A 14,901-nucleotide genomic window follows, 5' to 3' on the forward strand; every position below is an offset into this window, starting at 1 on the left:
CATCAGAACGCGACGCCGAGCGTCAGATACGGTTTGATGCTTTTGTTCTTCAGTCCGTATGCCAGATCGACGTTGACCGGGCCGACCGGACTGCGCCAGCGCGCACCGATGCCCACGCCCGGCTGGAACACGCGCTCGGCCCAGGTGTCGGTGGCGGTGCCGATGTCGAAGAACACCGCGCCACCCCAGTCGTGCGTGAACCAGTGCTGATATTCGCTGCTGCCCGTCACCATATATTTGGTCGGCAGGATCGAACCGGCCACATTGTTGCCGATGCTCAGATAGCTATAGCCGCGCACCGAGTTCGCGCCGCCCGCGCGGAACAGCAGCGACGCCGGCACGCCGCTCGACGGCCCGCTCGTGAACACGCCGCCGAACTCCGCGCGGAACACGAGCAGATCGTTCTTGCCGAGCGGCACATATTGCTGCGCGTTGGTGTACAGGCGCGCGAAGGTCTGATCGGTCATCACGCCCTTCACGGCGAACCCCGCCTCCGCGCGGATGATGTTGCCGCGGCGCGGGAACAGCGGATCGTCGACATCGCGGCGCACCCAGGTCCAGGCGGGCACGAGCGCGCGCGCCGTCGAAGGATTCGGCTCGTTCTGCGTCAGGCGATCGTCGAAGAAAGTGAGCGAATACATCGTGTCGATGTTCTGACGCGAGCGCGAGCGCTGCACGCCGACGCGCGCGCTGTAAATCTTCGTGCTCGACACATCGGTGATCGTGTACGAGCCGAACACGACGTTGATCCAGCCGCTCGAATCCGGCGGCATCGCGAGTTGCACGCGGCCGTATTGCTGCGTCTGATCGAGCCGCCCGGAAATCGTGAATGGATAAGCCGCGCCGAACGTATCGAGATAGCTGTACGCGCCCTGAATGTGAAAACCCGTGTCGGTTGCGTAACCCACGCCGTAGCGGATGCTGTTGTACGGATACTCGCTCACCTTCACGTGCAGCGGCGTCTCGATCGGCTTGTTGACGTCGCTGTCCGTGTCGATGGCCACGCTCGCGTAATACGGCGTGTTCTGGATCTGGCGCTGCAATTCGTTCAGGCGCGCGACGCTGTAGATCTCGCCTTCGCGGATCGGATTCACGTGATCGATGATCCACGCGGGATAGCGTTTCGGGCCGCTCACATCGAGTTTGCCGAGCGTGAAGGTCGGGCCGCTGTCGAAAGTCACGGAGAGATCGGCCAGATGCGCGCGCGGATTGATGCGCGCCTGCGAGCGCACGATCTTCGCGCCGAGATAGCGCTTCGCCTGCAGCGCTCTGAGCGCGCCGTTCTTCGCGTCGTCCCAGCCGCTTTGCGTGAAAGGATCGCCTTCGTTGACCGAGAACGCGAAACGCGCCGCGTTCTCCTGCACGCGGTCTTCGGTCGTCACCGCGCCCGTGAAATTCAGTTGCACCGAGGCAATCGTCGTGCGCGGGCCGGGATCGACGCTCACCTTGACCTCGCGCTTGTCGTCGACGGTCGTAACGTCCGTGCGCACGACGGGCGTGAAATAACCTTCGGTCGCGACAAGATCACGCACGTCCTTCGGCGTCGCGGTGACGAGAAACTGGAACTGATCGTCGCTCACGTCATCGCGCCTGGCGAAGCGTGAGAGATCGAGGTTGTCTTTCAACAGCTTTTTGACACTGCGCGGCGCATCGATGTCGACGTCGTACTTGGCGCAAGCGGGCGCGGCGAAGCCTAACGCGATCAACGCGAAGATCAATGCCGGCCAGCGGCTCATGCCACGCGGCTTCACGCGCCACGCGCGCAGCGGATCAAACGAACGGCCCGCCAAACGTGACCTCCGGCATCGGGATACAGTGGAATCGAAAGGTAAAAGTTGCAGCCGACGCAATCGGACGCAGGCGCTATTTCACCACATCGGCATGCGCGCACGCCGCAAAAGCGGCCGTCTCGCGCCGGACGTGCGCCTTTGGACGGCTTCGCGCCGCGCGGGTTCCGCGAAACCTGCACGCGCGTGCGCCTTTGGAGCCGAAACAGCGACGCGCCGATATGCGTTGCGGCCGCACGCTTGCGGTAAAATCGCCGGCACAGGCAAAATCACACGCGCAACGCAGACTGCCGCGTTCGCCGACATCGTCACACAGAGGCGCGCGCCTCGACCCCCAACGGAAGCCGGATCATGTATCAGTCGGATATCACCCAGTTCATCAATCAGTTGAAAGAGCAAAAGCCCTCGCTGGAAGAAGAACAGCGCCGCGGCCGCGCGCTTCTGTGGGACAAGCAGCCGGTCGACCTCGACGAGCGCAGCAAGCAACAGCAATCGCGCGTGAACCAGACGCCCTACGTCTATTACCAGAACTTCTGAACGTGAGCGCAGCCGGCCGCGAGCCGCAATCGTCCGCGCATTCGCCGACTGAGCCGAAGCACGACGAAGCAAGGGAGGACCGCGCCGTGGCGCTCGTCACGCCCGCAACCGACTCGACGCCCGACACCATCGACGGCGTCGCGTTCGCGCATCTGTACGGCGAGCCGCTGTGGAAGCTGCCCACCGATCTGTACATCCCGCCCGACGCGCTCGAAATCTTTCTCGAAGCCTTCGAAGGCCCGCTCGACCTGCTGCTCTACCTCATCCGCAAGCAGAACTTCAACGTGCTCGACATTCCGATGGCGGATGTCACCGCGCAGTATCTCGGCTACGTCGACCAGATCCGCGAATCGAATCTGGAACTCGCGTCGGAATATCTGCTGATGGCCGCGATGCTGATCGAGATCAAGTCGCGCATGCTGCTGCCGGTCAGGAAGGCGGACACCGGCGAGGAAGCCGAAGATCCGCGCGCCGAACTCGTGCGGCGCCTGCTCGAATACGAGCAGATGAAACTCGCCGCGCAGAGGATCGACCAGTTGCCGCAGCTCGGCCGCGACTTTCTGCGCGCGGACATCTATATCGAACAGTCGGCCGAGCAGCGCTTCCCCGACGTCGACATGAACGATCTGCGCGCTGCGTGGGCCGACGTCATCAAGCGCGCGAAGCTCGTTCAGCATCACAAGATCACGCGCGAGGAGCTTTCGGTGCGCGAGCACATGAGCGTGATCCTGCGGCGTCTGCAGAGCGCGCGCTTCATGGAGTTCACGGAACTCTTCGACACCACGCGCGGCGTGCCGGTCGTCATCGTGAACTTCATCGCGATGCTGGAGCTGTCGCGCGAATCGCTGATCGAAATCACGCAGGCGGAACCCTTCGCGCCGATCTACGTGCGGCTCGCGTATTCTCCCGACTAGTTTTTCTTACCCTTTCCGCGTGGCGGCAAGACCGGCCGCTCGACAGGAGACACCCGCTCGATGAAAGTCATCAGCTCCATCCATGAACTGCGCGACCAGTTGCGCGGCCAGAACCGAACCGCCTTCGTCCCGACGATGGGCAACCTCCACGAAGGCCATCTCTCGCTCATGCGCCTCGCGCGCCAGCATGGCGACCCCGTGGTCGCGAGCATCTTCGTGAATCGTCTGCAGTTCGGCCCGAACGAGGACTTCGAGAAATATCCGCGCACGCTGCAGGACGACATCGAAAAGCTGCAAAGCGAGAACGTCTACGTGCTGTTCGCGCCGACCGAGCAGGACATGTATCCGCAGCCGCAGGAGTATCGCGTGCATCCGCCGCACAATCTCGGCGACATTCTCGAAGGCGAATTCCGCCCCGGTTTCTTCACGGGCGTGTGCACCGTCGTCATGAAGCTGATGTCGTGCGTGCAGCCGCGCGTCGCGGTGTTCGGCAAGAAGGACTATCAGCAGTTGATGATCGTGCGCGCCATGTGCAACCAGTTCGCGCTGCCGACGGAAATCATCGCGGCGGAAACCGTGCGCGACGAAGACGGACTCGCGCTGTCGTCGCGCAACCGGTTCCTCTCGGCCGACGAGCGCGCCGAAGCGCCGCACCTGGCCGCCGCGTTGCAGCGCGTGCGGGAAGCCGTGCTCTCGGGCAACCGCGATATCGCCGCGCTCGAACGCGACGCGATGAACGCGCTCGCCGAGCGCGGCTGGAAGCCCGACTACATCAGCGTGCGCAAGCGCTCGAACCTGATCGCGCCGGACGCCGGCGAGACGGACGCGCCGCTCGTCGTGGTCGCGGCGGCCAAGCTCGGCGCGACGCGTCTCATCGACAATCTGGAAATCTGAAGGAAGGAAGCATCATGCAGCGCACCCTGCTGAAATCGAAGATTCACCGCGCAACGGTCACGCATTGCGAATTGCATTACGAAGGCTCGTGCGCGATCGACGAAGACCTGCTCGACGCCGCGAACCTGATGGAAAACGAGCAGATCGACATCTGGAACGTGAACAACGGCGAGCGCCTGACCACCTACGCGATCAAGGGCGAGCGCGGCAGCGGCATGATTTCGCTGAACGGCTCGGCCGCGCGCCGCGCGCAACTCGGCGATCTCGTGATCATCGCGGCGTTCGCGCAGGTCGACGAGCAAGAGATCAAGGCGGGCTGGAAGCCGAACCTCGTTTTCGTCGACGACGGCAATCGCATCAAGGGCAACCGCGATCACGTGCCGACGCAGAACTGGACCTGAACTGGGCTGATTCCCGCGCGTTTTTAGTCCGATAAAACCGGCGATTCCTCAACGGACGCCGGTTTTTTCATTTCTTCGACACCCATTCGATGATCGGCTCCCACTGCTCCAGATCCTTTTCGACGCGGCTCTTCGCCACGTCCCAGATCGTGAGGCCGTGAGCGGCGAGCTGCACGTAATTCTGCGTATCGCGCAAAAAGCCGAGCACGGGCAGATCCAGTCCTTCCACAAAACGATGCAGTTGTTCGGCCGAGCGCGTGCGCGCATCGACGCGCATGCCGACCACGCCCACCTGAATCGCGCCCTTCCTCACCGCCTTTTCCTTCGCCAGCCTGGTGAGAAAGTCCTGCGTCGCGAGGATGTCGAACATCGACGGCTGCAGCGGCACGATCACTTTGTCCGCCAGTTCCAGCGCGAGCGAAAGGCGATTGCCGTGCACGCCGGCGGGCGTATCGACGACGGCTTTCTCCAGACCTTTGGGCGGCTTCGCGGGAGAATCGACGTCGATGGACCATTCCTCGATCTTCGGCAGCGTGTCGGCGCGCAGCGTAAGCCACGCGTGCGACGAGCGCTGTTTGTCGAGATCGGCGAGCGCGATCCATTCGCCTTGCGCCGCGAAATACCCGGCCAGATTGGTTGCGAGCGTACTTTTGCCGACGCCGCCTTTAGGGTTTGCCACCACGATCACGGTCATGAAGTGTCCTGGATTTTGTTGGGCGCGCGCTCGCGCATCGAGGCGCGGCGCACGATTTCGTCTTTACGGGAACAGATGCATGATTCGAGCGTTGATATTATCGGCAAAACGCGCGCGGCCGGCATCTATCCCGAACGGCCGTACGACTTCCTCCATTCCATCCGACTGAACGCCCATGACGCTCCTTCGCCCCGATGTCACGCTCGATTTCCTGCGCAACCGCCAGAAAGGCAGCCTGCCCGATCTGCTCGGCGTGCAACTGATCTCGCTCGACCACGGCCAGTTGAGCGGCGAACTCACGATCCGCCCGGACTTGCTCGCGCCGAACGGCTTCCTGCATGCGGCGACCGTGGTCGGCCTCGCGGATACGTGTTGCGGCTACGCGTGCATCGCGCATCTGCCGGAGAAGGCGCAGAACTTCACGACGCTCGAATTGAAGAGCAACCACGTTTCGACGGCGCGCGAAGGGAAGATCGTCGCGAAGGCGACGGCCGTGCATCTCGGGCGCAGCACGCAGGTTTGGGACGCAACCGTCACGAACGGCGACGGCAAGCTCATCGCCATGTTCCGTTGCACGCAGATGATTCTCTATTGAGCGAAGGCGGATCGTAGCGCGTCCATATCGAGCGATTGCGCGAACGAATCGGCGAGGCGATCGAGCGACGCCTCGCGCAGCGCCGGGTAATCGAGCGGCTCGGCATCTGTCACGCCCGCCCATGCGAGCAGCGCGGCGCACGCTTCGGGCGTGTCGAAGACGCTGTGCAGATAGGTCGCGGCGATCTGGCCATCGTCCGATATCGCGCCGTCGAAACGTCCGTCATCCAGCGCGACGAGCGGTCGCGCGAGCGCCGGGCCGTGCGTGCGGCCCATGTGAATTTCGTAGCCGCGCACGGGCGCGCGTCCGTCGCCGACGACCAATCGCCCGGCCACGTTCTCCAGTTGCTTGTGCGGCGTGAGCACGGTCGAGAGATCGAGCAGCGCAAGCCCGTTCACGCGTCCCGCCGCGCCTTCGACGCCGTCCGGATCGTCGATTTCGCGTCCGAGCATCTGCATGCCGCCGCAAATGCCGAGCACTTTCCCGCCGTATCGCAGATGCCGTTCGATCGCGTGATCCCACCCGTTCTCGCGCAGCCACGCGAGATCGCGTTGCACGCTCTTCGAGCCCGGCAGCACGATCAGATCGGCGGGCGGCGGCGCGACGCCCGCGCGCACGTAGCTGAAATCGACCTGGGCGTGGGCGCGCAACGCGTCGAAATCCGTGTGGTTGCTGATGCGCGGCAGCGCGGGCACGATCACTTTCAGCGCCGCCGCATCGCCGCGTGCGTGCGGCTGGCTCGGCAGCATGTCTTCGGCGTCGAGCGTGAGGCCGTGCAGATACGGCAGCACGCCGAACACCGGCTTGCCCGTTTGCGCTTTCAGCCAGTCGAGCCCCGGTTTCAACAAGCCGATATCCCCGCGAAACCGGTTGATGACGAAGCCGCGAATGCGCGCCCGCTCGCTCTCCGACAAACACGCCAGCGTGCCGACGAGATGCGCGAACACGCCGCCGCGATCGATGTCGGCGACGAGCACGACCGGACAATCGACGCGCTCGGCGAAGCCCATGTTGGCGATATCGCCGTCGCGCAGATTGATCTCGGCCGGACTGCCCGCGCCTTCGACGATCACCGCGTCGAATTCATGCCGCAAGCGCTCGTAGGACGCGAGCACGGCGTCGAATGCGACGCGCTTGTAGGCGTGATATGCGCGCGCATCGAGGTTCGCGTGCGCGTGACCGTGGATGATGACCTGCGCGCCGCGATCGCTCGTCGGCTTGAGCAGCACCGGATTGAAGTCGATGCGCGCAGCGACGCCCGCCGCGATCGCCTGCAACGCCTGCGCGCGGCCGATCTCGCCGCCATCCGCGGTCACTGCGCTGTTGAGCGCCATGTTCTGCGGCTTGAAGGGCGCGACGCGCACGCCGCCGCGCCGCGCGAGACGGCACAATCCGGCGACGAGCGTGCTTTTGCCGGCGTCGGACGTCGTGCCCTGAATCATCAGCGCGCCGCGTGGCGTGAATGGCATCGGAGGATTCCCGTGAAGAGCGACGCGCTATCTTAGCCCGTCAGTACAATATCGCGATGACTCCCGATCTCACTTTCATCCTCGGCGGCGCGCGCTCCGGCAAGAGCGCGCACGCCGAACGGCTCGCGGCCGAAAGCGGCTTGCCTGTCACGTATATCGCGACCGCGCGCATCGGTGACGTGGAGTTCGCCGAACGCGTGAGACTTCATCGCGAGCGCAGGCCCGCGCACTGGACGCTCGTCGAAGCTCCGCTCGATCTCGCGGACGCATTGCGCGACGCGGATCGCGCGGGACATTGCGTGCTGATCGACTGCCTGACGCTGTGGCTCGCGAATCTTCTCTTCACGCCGGAAACCGCGAACGAAGAAATCGCCGTGTTGCCCGACAGCGCGCGCGAGGCGTTCGCCCGGTTCGACGCCGCGCTGCGTGAAACGCGCGGCAAGGTCATCGTCGTGAGCAACGAGATCGGGCTGGGCGTCGTGCCGCTCGGTTCCGTCACGCGGCTTTACGTCGATGAACTCGGGCGGCTGAATCAGCGCGTCGCCGCCGCGAGCACGCGCGCGACGCTGATGGTCGCGGGCCTGGCCGTCGCGCTCAAGGGATAGCGCGATGCTCCTCCTCTCCGCCTACGCGATGGCGCTCTTCGCGGTGCTCGGCGTGATCGTCGATCGCATCTTCGGCGAGCCGCGCGCGCGGCATCCGCTCGTCGGCTTCGGCAATCTCGCGACGAAGCTCGAAGCGCGCATGAACACCGGCTTTCGCGCGCGGCCGGCGGGCATTCTCGCGTGGTTCGCGCTGATCGCGCCGCCGGTTGGCGTCGCGTGGTTTCTGGTCGGCGTGCTGCCCTTCGCCTACGCGTGTCTCGTGCACGTGCTGCTGCTCTGGTTCGCGCTCGGCGCGAAGAGCCTGCGCCAGCACATCGCGCCGATCGCGCGCGCCTTGAGTTTCGGCGATATCGACACCGCGCGTGTGCTGACCTCGCGCATCGTGTCGCGCGATACGTCGCATGCCGATGAAAACGCCCTCTCGCGCGCGGCGGTCGAATCGGCGCTCGAAAACGGCAACGACGCGATCTTCGGCGCGCTCTTCTGGTTCGCGATCGCGGGCGGTCCCGGCGCGTTGATGTTCCGCCTCGCCAACACGCTCGATGCGATGTGGGGTTATCGCACGCCGCGCTATTTGCGCTTCGGCTGGGCGGCGGCGCGCTTCGACGATGTGCTCAACTTCATCCCCGCGCGCCTCACGGCCGCCACCTACGCTCTCGCCGGCGACACGCAGATGGCGTGGCACTGCTGGCGCACGCAGGCGCGCTCGTGGGACAGCCCGAACGCGGGCCCGGTGATGGCCGCGGGCGCGGGCAGCCTGAACGTGCTGATCGGCGGCCCGGCGGTGTATCACGGCGTGCTCGAAACGCGCCCGACGCTCGGCGCGGGCCACACGGCGAACGCGAAACATGTCGTCGCGGCGTTGCGGCTCGTCGAGCGCGCGACGCTCATGTGGCTCGCCGTGCTATTGATCATCGCGGTTCTGAGCGCAACGACGAGTGGCTGACATGACGCATTCCATCCGGCACGGCGGCAATCTGCGCGAAGCCGCGCGCCGCTACGCGATTTCCTTCGATGACTGGCTCGATCTGTCGACGGGCATCAATCCGTGCGGCTATCCGGTGCCGCCCGTGCCGCCGGATGCGTGGCGGCGTCTGCCCGAGGACGACGATGGCTTGAGCGAGCACGCCGCGCGCTATTACGGCGCGCCGCTCGCGTTGCCCGTGGCGGGATCGCAGGCGGCGATACGCGCGTTGCCCGCGCTTTTGCGTCGCGGCACGGCGGGCGTCGCGCCGCTGACCTACGGCGAATACGCGCCCGCGTTCAGGCGCGCGGGTCACGCGATCGCCACGCTCGACGTCGCCCGGCGCGACTTGCCCGATACGCTCGATCACGTCATCGTCGCGAATCCGAACAACCCGACGGCCGAGCGCGTCACGCGCGACACGCTGCTTTCCTGGCACGAACGGCTCGCGTCGCGCGGCGGCACGCTGATCGTCGATGAAGCGTTCGCCGATGCCGATCCCGCTTCGTCGCTCGCGAGCGAAACCGCGCGCGAAGGGCTCGTCGTGCTGCGCTCGGTCGGCAAGTTCTTCGGGCTCGCGGGCATTCGCGCGGGCTTCGTGCTGGCCGCGCCGACGCTTGCCGACGCCTTGCGCGAAACCCTCGGCGCGTGGACCGTGAGCGGACCGGCGCGGCACGCGGTCGCCGCCGCTTTCGCCGATACCGCGTGGCAGCGCGAAACACGCGAACGCCTGCAACGCGACGGCGCGCGCCTCGCCGCATCGATCGCAATTCACGGCTTCGACGTGCGCGCGACGCCGCTCTTCGCGTGGACATCGACGCCGAAGGCGCCCGAGCTTCACCACGCGCTCGCGTTGCGCGGCATCTGGACACGCCTCTTCGATCTGCCCGGCATGACGCCGAGCCTGCGCATCGGGCTGCCCGGCGCGCCGGGTGACTGGGCGCGCCTGTCGCTCGCGTTGCGGGAGATCTGCGCATGATGTTGCGTCGTGCGCTCGCGTTGCTGACTGGCTTGCTCATGACACAAGCGCATGCGATCACCGTCACCGATGACAGCGGCGCATCGGTCACGCTCGCGAAGCCTGCCGAACGTGTCGTGAGTCTCGCGCCGCACGTCACCGAGTTGCTGTTCGCGGCGGGCGGCGGCGCGCGTATCGTCGGGGCGGTGACGTACAGCGATTATCCGAAAGAAGCGCAGACGATTCCGCGCGTGGGCGACAACAAGGCGCTCGATCTGGAGCGCATCGTCGCGTTGCATCCGGATCTGATCGTCGTGTGGCGGCATGGGAACGCGGCGCGTCAGATGGATCGCCTGCAAGCGCTCGGCGTGCCGATCTACTTCAGCGAACCAAAGCATCTCGGCGATATCGCGACGAGCATCGGCAAGCTCGGCGCGCTGCTCGGCACGCAAGATGAGGCGCGCGCAAGCTCCGACGCCTTCACGCGCGATATCGCGCAACTGCGCGCGCGTTACGCACAGCGGCCGCGCGTGAGCGTGTTCTATCAGGTCTGGGACGATCCGCTGATGACGCTCAATCGCGACAACGTGTTCGACGAAGTGATCGGACTATGCGGCGGCGTGAACTTGTTCGCGGCGGAAAAGCCGCGCGTGCCGACGATATCGAGCGAGGCCGTGCTCGCGGCGAATCCCGAAGCGATCGTCACGTCGACGCCCGGCGCGACGAAGGCGGATCGCCCGTTGCCCGCGCTCGAACGATGGCAACGCTGGACCTCGATGACGGCGGTTGCGCGCGGCAATCTCTTCGGTATCGACGGCGATCTCATCAACCGGCCGACACCGCGGCTCGCGTTGGGCGCGGCGCAACTTTGCCTCGATCTGGAGATCGCGCGCACGCGGCGGCCAAAGTAGTCACGCATTCCAGCGCGCGAGCAGCCACTGCCCGCGCACGCGCCTGAACCACACGATTGCGCCGAAATCGAGCGGCCATTGCAACGCCGTCTCGCGCGCGACGCCGAGAAGATGCGCCGCAAGCACGCGCACGACGCCCCCATGCGCGACGACATGCACGGCGCGCTCATCGGTACATGTCTCGTCGAACCACGCGATCACCCGTTGCGCGAACTGCGCCAGACTTTCGCCGCCGTGCGGACGCGCGTGCTCGATATCGGCGGCCCATGCGTCGATGAGCGCGCGATCGATCGAGTCCCACGCGCGGCCTTCCCACGCGCCGAAGTGCAACTCGGCCAGACGCGTGTCGATATGCGCGTCGCCTCCGAGTTCACGCGCGAGCGAAGCGCAACGCACGAGCGGACTCGCGTGCCATCCATCGGCGCACGCGGGCACGTTCAGCGCCGCCATGCGCGCCGTCAATGCGCTCGCGAGATCGCGCGCATCGCGTTGCAAGGGCACATCGGTTTGGCCGTAGCAAACGCCCGCATCGACGGCGACTTCCGGATGCCGGATCAGTATGAGATCCATGCGAGGCCGATGAGATAGATCGCGATTTCGAACACCTGCTGCGCGAAGCCGAGGCAATCGCCCGTATAACCGCCGATGCGCCGCACGAAGTAACGTCCGATGACGAAGCGCAAGACGATCAACGCGCCGATCGTCACGCAGGCGAGTTTCCAGTCGATCGCGAAGAGCCACGGCAGGCCGAATACGAGCGCCAGCGCCAGCGACGCGAGACTCATGCGCTGCGCGACCGGTTTCGCTTTGCCTTCGGCGCGCACGTAGTCGAGCGTGACGAGATAACTGATCGCGAACGCGCGGCTCGCGGCGTGCGCGGCGACCATCGTCCACGCGACGCGTTGCGGCGGCAGCGCGGCGAGCGCCTGCCATTTGAGCGCGAGCGCGATCACGAGTGCAATCGCGCCGAACGCGCCGATGCGCGAGTCATGCATGATGCGCAACGCGTCCTCGCGCGTGTACGCGCCGCCGAAGGCATCGACGCAATCGGCGAGTCCGTCTTCGTGAAACGCGCCGGTCAACACGAGCGTCGCGGCCATCGAAAGCAGCACGGCAATGCCCGCCGGAAACACGCGCAACGCCGCGAGATAAACCAGCGCCGCAACGCCGCCGACCATCGCGCCGACGAGCGGAAAGTAACGCGCCGCCGCGTTCAGATACTCGCGCTCGAAGCCGACCCAGCGCGGCACCGGCACGCGCGTGAAATAGCCGAGCGCGGTGAAAAAATAGCGCAGTTCGTCGAGCGGTCGCATTTCAATCGGCCTTGTTCGACACGCCCGCCGACTCGAAGCTCGCCATTTCGCCGACGAACGCGACGGCTGCGCGCAGGATCGGCAACGCGAGCGCCGCGCCCGTGCCTTCGCCGAGCCGCAGGTCGAGTTGCAAGAGCGCGGCGGCATCGAAATGCGCGAGCATGCGGCGATGCCCCGCTTCGTCCGATGCATGCGCGAACACGCAATAGCCGAGCACGTCAGGCGCGATCTTCGAGGCAACCAGCAGCGCGGACGTGGCGATGAAGCCATCGACGAGTATCGTCATGCCCTCGCACGCGGCGGCGAGATACGCGCCCGTCATCATCGCGATTTCGAAGCCGCCGAAGGTCGCGAGCGTGTCGATCGCATCGCCGTCATCGCGATGCAGCGCGAGCGCGCGGCCGAGCACGTCGCGCTTGTGCGCGAGACCCTGGTCGTCGAGACCGGTGCCGCGCCCGACGCATTCGTCGATCGGCAGATCGCACAGCCGGCTCATCAGGCACGCCGCCGCCGATGTATTCGCGATGCCCATCTCGCCGAAGCCGATCACGTTCGTGCCGAGCGACGCGTGATGCCGCACGCGCGCCGCGCCGCGCGCGATGCCTTCGAGCGCCGTCTCGCGCGACATCGCGCGCTCGTGCGCGAAGTTGCGCGTGCCGAGGCCGAGCGACAGACGCTCGTATCCATGATCGATGGAAATCGGCGTCGCCACGCCCGCGTCGACGACTTCGAGCGCCATGCCGACCGAGCGCGACAACGCGTTGATCGCCGCGCCGCCGGCCAGAAAATTCGCGACCATCTGCGCGGTCACTTCCTGCGGATACGAGCTCACGCCTTCCTTCGCGATACCGTGATCGCCCGCGAAGACGATCATCGCGGGACGCTCGATGCGCGGCTGCGTCGTGCGTTGAATCAGGCCCATTTGCAGCGCGATGGATTCGAGCCGCCCGAGGCTGCCGGGCGGCTTCGTCTTCATGTCGATGACACGGCGCAGTTGCGCTTCGAGCGTGCGGTCGAGGGCGCGGGGCATCGGGATGTCGTTGAGCGTGGACATCGAAATTCCTTTCATGAGCGAGGGATGGCAGGCACGAGGGCTTCGTGCGCGCCGTCGCGAATCAACGCGAGCGGATAGCCGAACGCGGCGCTCGCGCGTTCGGGCGTGAGCACGTCGGCGACGAGGCCCGCGTGCGCGCCGCCCTGTCCGTCGAGCAACAGCGCGTGCGTGGCGAACCGGCGCGCGAGATTCAGATCGTGGCACGAGAAGATTACGGTGCGCTTGTGCTCGCGCGCCGCGTCGCGCAACGCATGCAGGCAGTCGATCTGATGATGCAGGTCGAGATGCGAAAGCGGTTCGTCGAGCAACAGGAGCGGCGCGTTCTGGCACAGCACGGCGGCCAGCGCGACACGTTGGCGTTCGCCGCCGGAAAGCGTCAGCACGTCGCGCGACGCCAACGACGCGAGGCCGAGTGTGTCGAGCGCGGCGCGCGCGGCGGCGCGATCTTCCTCGCTCTCCCATCCCCAGCCCGCGAGATGCGGGAAGCGATTGAGCAGCACGGTGTCGAGCACGGTCGCGCCGAAGGCGTCGTGCGCGGCTTGCGGCATCAATGCGCGCGCGCGTGCGAGATCCGCCGCGCGCCACGACGCGAGCGCGCGGCCGTCGAGCGACACGCTGCCCGACGCGGCTTTCGCCAGTCCGGCGAGCACGTTGATGAGCGTGGTCTTGCCCGCGCCGTTCGGCCCGGCGATGCACCACACTTCGCCCGCTTCGATCAACTGAGTGAGAGCGTCGACGAGCGTGCGCGCGCCTGCACGAAGCACGATGGCGTCGAGCTGCAAAGTCATCGCGGTCTCCGTAGCAGCATCCACAGGAACATCGGCACGCCGATCAGCGCCGTGACGACGCCCACCGGCAATTGCGCGGGCGCGATCACCGTGCGCGCGACGAGATCGGCGGCCATCACCGCGAGGCCGCCGGCGAGCGCGGCGGCGGGCACGAGCATGCGCTGATCGTTGCCGAACGCGAGGCGCAGCACATGCGGCACCACGAGCCCGACGAAGCCGATGGTTCCCGCCGTCGTCACCGCGGCCGCCGCCGCGATCGATGCCACGAGATACACGCGCAGACGCAAGCGCTCGACCGGCACGCCGAGCGCACGCGCGCTCGTGTCGCCGCGCAAAAGCACGTTCAATTGCGGCGCGACGGGAACGATGACGACGAGCGCGACGGCGAGCGCGATCAATGCGGCCCATGGCGCCGATGCACCGTTGAGATCGCCCGTCAGCCAGAAGATCATGCCGCGCAACCGGTTCTCGGGCGCGACGCTCAGAATCAGCGTGATCAACGCGCCCCAGCCCGACGCGATCACGACGCCCGTCAGCAAGAGCCTCGGCGACGCATCCTGTCCGCTGCGCCAGAGATCCTTGCGCGCGAGTCCGAGCACGAGAACGATCGATGCGAATGCGCCCGCACACGCCGCGATATCGACGCCCCACCACGGCAGCGACGCGAGCATCGCGGCAAGCGCGAAGGCCGCCGCGCCGCCCGATACGCCGAGCACGTAGGGTTCGGCAAGCGGATTGCGCAACAACACTTGCAGGAGCGCGCCCGCCAATGCGAGCAACGCGCCCGATGCGAAGCCCGCGAGCGCGCGCGGCAGACGCAAGGTGAGCACGATGTCATCGGCGATATCGGGCGTCGTGGCATGCGCGTGAAAGAGCGCGCCGATCGCCTTCGATACCGGCAACGCGACGCTGCCCATCGCGAGCGACGCGACGAGCACGGCGAGCGAGGCGAGCCCGAGCGCGATCCAGATGGCGGTTGCGCGGCGCGCGTACATCGAGCGCGGAGATTCAGCCACG

17 protein-coding genes are annotated in these 14,901 nt (G+C 66.3%); 9 read left to right on the plus strand and 8 right to left on the minus strand.

From position 1 onward, the window contains the following. Window positions 1-2: 2 nt before the first annotated feature. A complete protein-coding gene (locus AWB82_RS26685; RefSeq protein ID WP_235023451.1) occupies window positions 3-1,736 on the minus strand; it encodes an autotransporter assembly complex protein TamA in 1,734 nt (577 codons plus the stop codon). A gap of 399 nt (window positions 1,737-2,135) precedes the next feature. Between AWB82_RS26685 and AWB82_RS26695 the strand changes: the two genes are divergently transcribed. From AWB82_RS26695 to panD, 4 genes are all read left to right on the plus strand, one after another. Next, entirely contained in the window at window positions 2,136-2,324 is a 189-nt protein-coding gene (locus AWB82_RS26695) for a DUF3460 family protein (protein WP_200818208.1), read from the plus strand. A gap of 86 nt (window positions 2,325-2,410) precedes the next feature. Beyond that, window positions 2,411-3,238, plus strand: a complete 828-nt coding sequence (locus tag AWB82_RS26700; protein WP_086972394.1) for a segregation and condensation protein A — start codon at window positions 2,411-2,413, stop codon at window positions 3,236-3,238. 60 nt (window positions 3,239-3,298) lie between these two features. Further along, window positions 3,299-4,132: a pantoate--beta-alanine ligase gene (panC, locus tag AWB82_RS26705; RefSeq protein ID WP_086972360.1), complete on the plus strand. Its 834-nt coding sequence runs from the start codon at window positions 3,299-3,301 to the stop codon at window positions 4,130-4,132. A gap of 14 nt (window positions 4,133-4,146) precedes the next feature. Next, window positions 4,147-4,533 (plus strand): aspartate 1-decarboxylase, encoded by a 387-nt coding sequence (panD, locus tag AWB82_RS26710; RefSeq protein ID WP_086972361.1) that lies wholly within the window; start codon window positions 4,147-4,149, stop codon window positions 4,531-4,533. Between the two features lie 67 nt (window positions 4,534-4,600). Here the strand turns inward: panD and AWB82_RS26715 are convergent, their stop codons facing one another. Continuing rightward, window positions 4,601-5,227 carry a ParA family protein gene (locus AWB82_RS26715; RefSeq protein ID WP_086972362.1) on the minus strand — a complete coding sequence of 209 codons (627 nt, stop codon included), beginning with the start codon at window positions 5,225-5,227 and terminating at the stop codon, window positions 4,601-4,603. Window positions 5,228-5,402: 175 nt separating this feature from the next. Between AWB82_RS26715 and AWB82_RS26720 the strand changes: the two genes are divergently transcribed. Then, window positions 5,403-5,822, plus strand: coding sequence for a PaaI family thioesterase (locus tag AWB82_RS26720; RefSeq protein WP_086972363.1), 420 nt, complete (start codon window positions 5,403-5,405; stop codon window positions 5,820-5,822). Here AWB82_RS26720 and AWB82_RS26725 read toward each other — a convergent pair. Continuing rightward, window positions 5,816-7,291: a cobyric acid synthase gene (locus AWB82_RS26725; protein WP_086972364.1), complete on the minus strand. Its 1,476-nt coding sequence runs from the start codon at window positions 7,289-7,291 to the stop codon at window positions 5,816-5,818. The two genes, AWB82_RS26720 and AWB82_RS26725, sit on opposite strands and share 7 nt — an antisense overlap. Before the next feature lie 56 nt (window positions 7,292-7,347). Between AWB82_RS26725 and cobU the strand changes: the two genes are divergently transcribed. Genes cobU through AWB82_RS26745 form a run of 4 tightly spaced genes read left to right on the plus strand, consistent with a single transcriptional unit; the run spans window position 7,348 to window position 10,729 of the window. Next, on the plus strand, window positions 7,348-7,896 hold the full coding sequence (gene cobU, locus AWB82_RS26730) for a bifunctional adenosylcobinamide kinase/adenosylcobinamide-phosphate guanylyltransferase (RefSeq protein ID WP_086972365.1): 549 nt from the start codon (window positions 7,348-7,350) through the stop codon (window positions 7,894-7,896). 4 nt (window positions 7,897-7,900) lie between these two features. Continuing rightward, window positions 7,901-8,842 (plus strand): adenosylcobinamide-phosphate synthase CbiB, encoded by a 942-nt coding sequence (cbiB, locus tag AWB82_RS26735; RefSeq protein ID WP_086972366.1) that lies wholly within the window; start codon window positions 7,901-7,903, stop codon window positions 8,840-8,842. A 1-nt stretch (window position 8,843) separates the two neighbouring features. Continuing rightward, the gene (gene cobD, locus AWB82_RS26740) at window positions 8,844-9,839 is read left to right on the plus strand and encodes a threonine-phosphate decarboxylase CobD (RefSeq protein WP_086972367.1); all 996 of its coding nucleotides are present in this window, start codon (window positions 8,844-8,846) and stop codon (window positions 9,837-9,839) included. Further along, entirely contained in the window at window positions 9,839-10,729 is an 891-nt protein-coding gene (locus AWB82_RS26745; RefSeq protein WP_407643047.1) for a cobalamin-binding protein, read from the plus strand. The genes cobD and AWB82_RS26745 overlap by 1 nt, the downstream gene beginning before the upstream one ends. Here AWB82_RS26745 and AWB82_RS26750 read toward each other — a convergent pair whose 3' ends face one another. From AWB82_RS26750 to AWB82_RS26770, 5 genes are read right to left on the minus strand one after another with little or no spacing between them, the layout of a single operon-like run. Further along, on the minus strand, window positions 10,730-11,299 hold the full coding sequence (locus AWB82_RS26750; RefSeq protein WP_086972369.1) for a histidine phosphatase family protein: 570 nt from the start codon (window positions 11,297-11,299) through the stop codon (window positions 10,730-10,732). After that, a complete protein-coding gene (locus tag AWB82_RS26755; RefSeq protein ID WP_086972370.1) occupies window positions 11,284-12,042 on the minus strand; it encodes an adenosylcobinamide-GDP ribazoletransferase in 759 nt (252 codons plus the stop codon). Before AWB82_RS26755 ends, AWB82_RS26750 begins: the two co-directional genes overlap by 16 nt. 1 nt (window position 12,043) lies before the next feature. Continuing rightward, window positions 12,044-13,096: a nicotinate-nucleotide--dimethylbenzimidazole phosphoribosyltransferase gene (cobT, locus tag AWB82_RS26760; protein ID WP_086972395.1), complete on the minus strand. Its 1,053-nt coding sequence runs from the start codon at window positions 13,094-13,096 to the stop codon at window positions 12,044-12,046. An 11-nt stretch (window positions 13,097-13,107) separates the two neighbouring features. Next, window positions 13,108-13,884: an ABC transporter ATP-binding protein gene (locus AWB82_RS26765; protein ID WP_086972371.1), complete on the minus strand. Its 777-nt coding sequence runs from the start codon at window positions 13,882-13,884 to the stop codon at window positions 13,108-13,110. Then, a complete protein-coding gene (locus AWB82_RS26770) occupies window positions 13,881-14,879 on the minus strand; it encodes a FecCD family ABC transporter permease (RefSeq protein ID WP_086972372.1) in 999 nt (332 codons plus the stop codon). The genes AWB82_RS26765 and AWB82_RS26770 overlap by 4 nt, the downstream gene beginning before the upstream one ends. Between the last annotated feature and the right edge of the window lie 22 nt (window positions 14,880-14,901).

The organism is Caballeronia glebae (assembly GCF_001545035.1).
Classification (GTDB): domain Bacteria; phylum Pseudomonadota; class Gammaproteobacteria; order Burkholderiales; family Burkholderiaceae; genus Caballeronia; species Caballeronia glebae.

Excerpts from the sequence above, each read along its gene's own strand:
- AWB82_RS26685 (WP_235023451.1), bottom strand. The coding sequence starts at position 1,736 with ATGAGCCGCTGGCCGGCATTGATCTTCGCGTTGATCGCGTTAGGCTTC.
- panC (WP_086972360.1), top strand. The coding sequence starts at position 3,299 with ATGAAAGTCATCAGCTCCATCCATGAACTGCGCGACCAGTTGCGCGGC.
- panD (WP_086972361.1), top strand. The coding sequence starts at position 4,147 with ATGCAGCGCACCCTGCTGAAATCGAAGATTCACCGCGCAACGGTCACG.
- AWB82_RS26715 (WP_086972362.1), bottom strand. The coding sequence starts at position 5,227 with ATGACCGTGATCGTGGTGGCAAACCCTAAAGGCGGCGTCGGCAAAAGT.
- AWB82_RS26720 (WP_086972363.1), top strand. The coding sequence starts at position 5,403 with ATGACGCTCCTTCGCCCCGATGTCACGCTCGATTTCCTGCGCAACCGC.
- AWB82_RS26725 (WP_086972364.1), bottom strand. The coding sequence starts at position 7,291 with ATGCCATTCACGCCACGCGGCGCGCTGATGATTCAGGGCACGACGTCC.
- cobU (WP_086972365.1), top strand. The coding sequence starts at position 7,348 with ATGACTCCCGATCTCACTTTCATCCTCGGCGGCGCGCGCTCCGGCAAG.
- cbiB (WP_086972366.1), top strand. The coding sequence starts at position 7,901 with ATGCTCCTCCTCTCCGCCTACGCGATGGCGCTCTTCGCGGTGCTCGGC.
- cobD (WP_086972367.1), top strand. The coding sequence starts at position 8,844 with ATGACGCATTCCATCCGGCACGGCGGCAATCTGCGCGAAGCCGCGCGC.
- AWB82_RS26745 (WP_407643047.1), top strand. The coding sequence starts at position 9,839 with ATGTTGCGTCGTGCGCTCGCGTTGCTGACTGGCTTGCTCATGACACAA.
- AWB82_RS26750 (WP_086972369.1), bottom strand. The coding sequence starts at position 11,299 with ATGGATCTCATACTGATCCGGCATCCGGAAGTCGCCGTCGATGCGGGC.
- AWB82_RS26755 (WP_086972370.1), bottom strand. The coding sequence starts at position 12,042 with ATGCGACCGCTCGACGAACTGCGCTATTTTTTCACCGCGCTCGGCTAT.
- cobT (WP_086972395.1), bottom strand. The coding sequence starts at position 13,096 with ATGTCCACGCTCAACGACATCCCGATGCCCCGCGCCCTCGACCGCACG.
- AWB82_RS26765 (WP_086972371.1), bottom strand. The coding sequence starts at position 13,884 with ATGACTTTGCAGCTCGACGCCATCGTGCTTCGTGCAGGCGCGCGCACG.
- AWB82_RS26770 (WP_086972372.1), bottom strand. The coding sequence starts at position 14,879 with ATGTACGCGCGCCGCGCAACCGCCATCTGGATCGCGCTCGGGCTCGCC.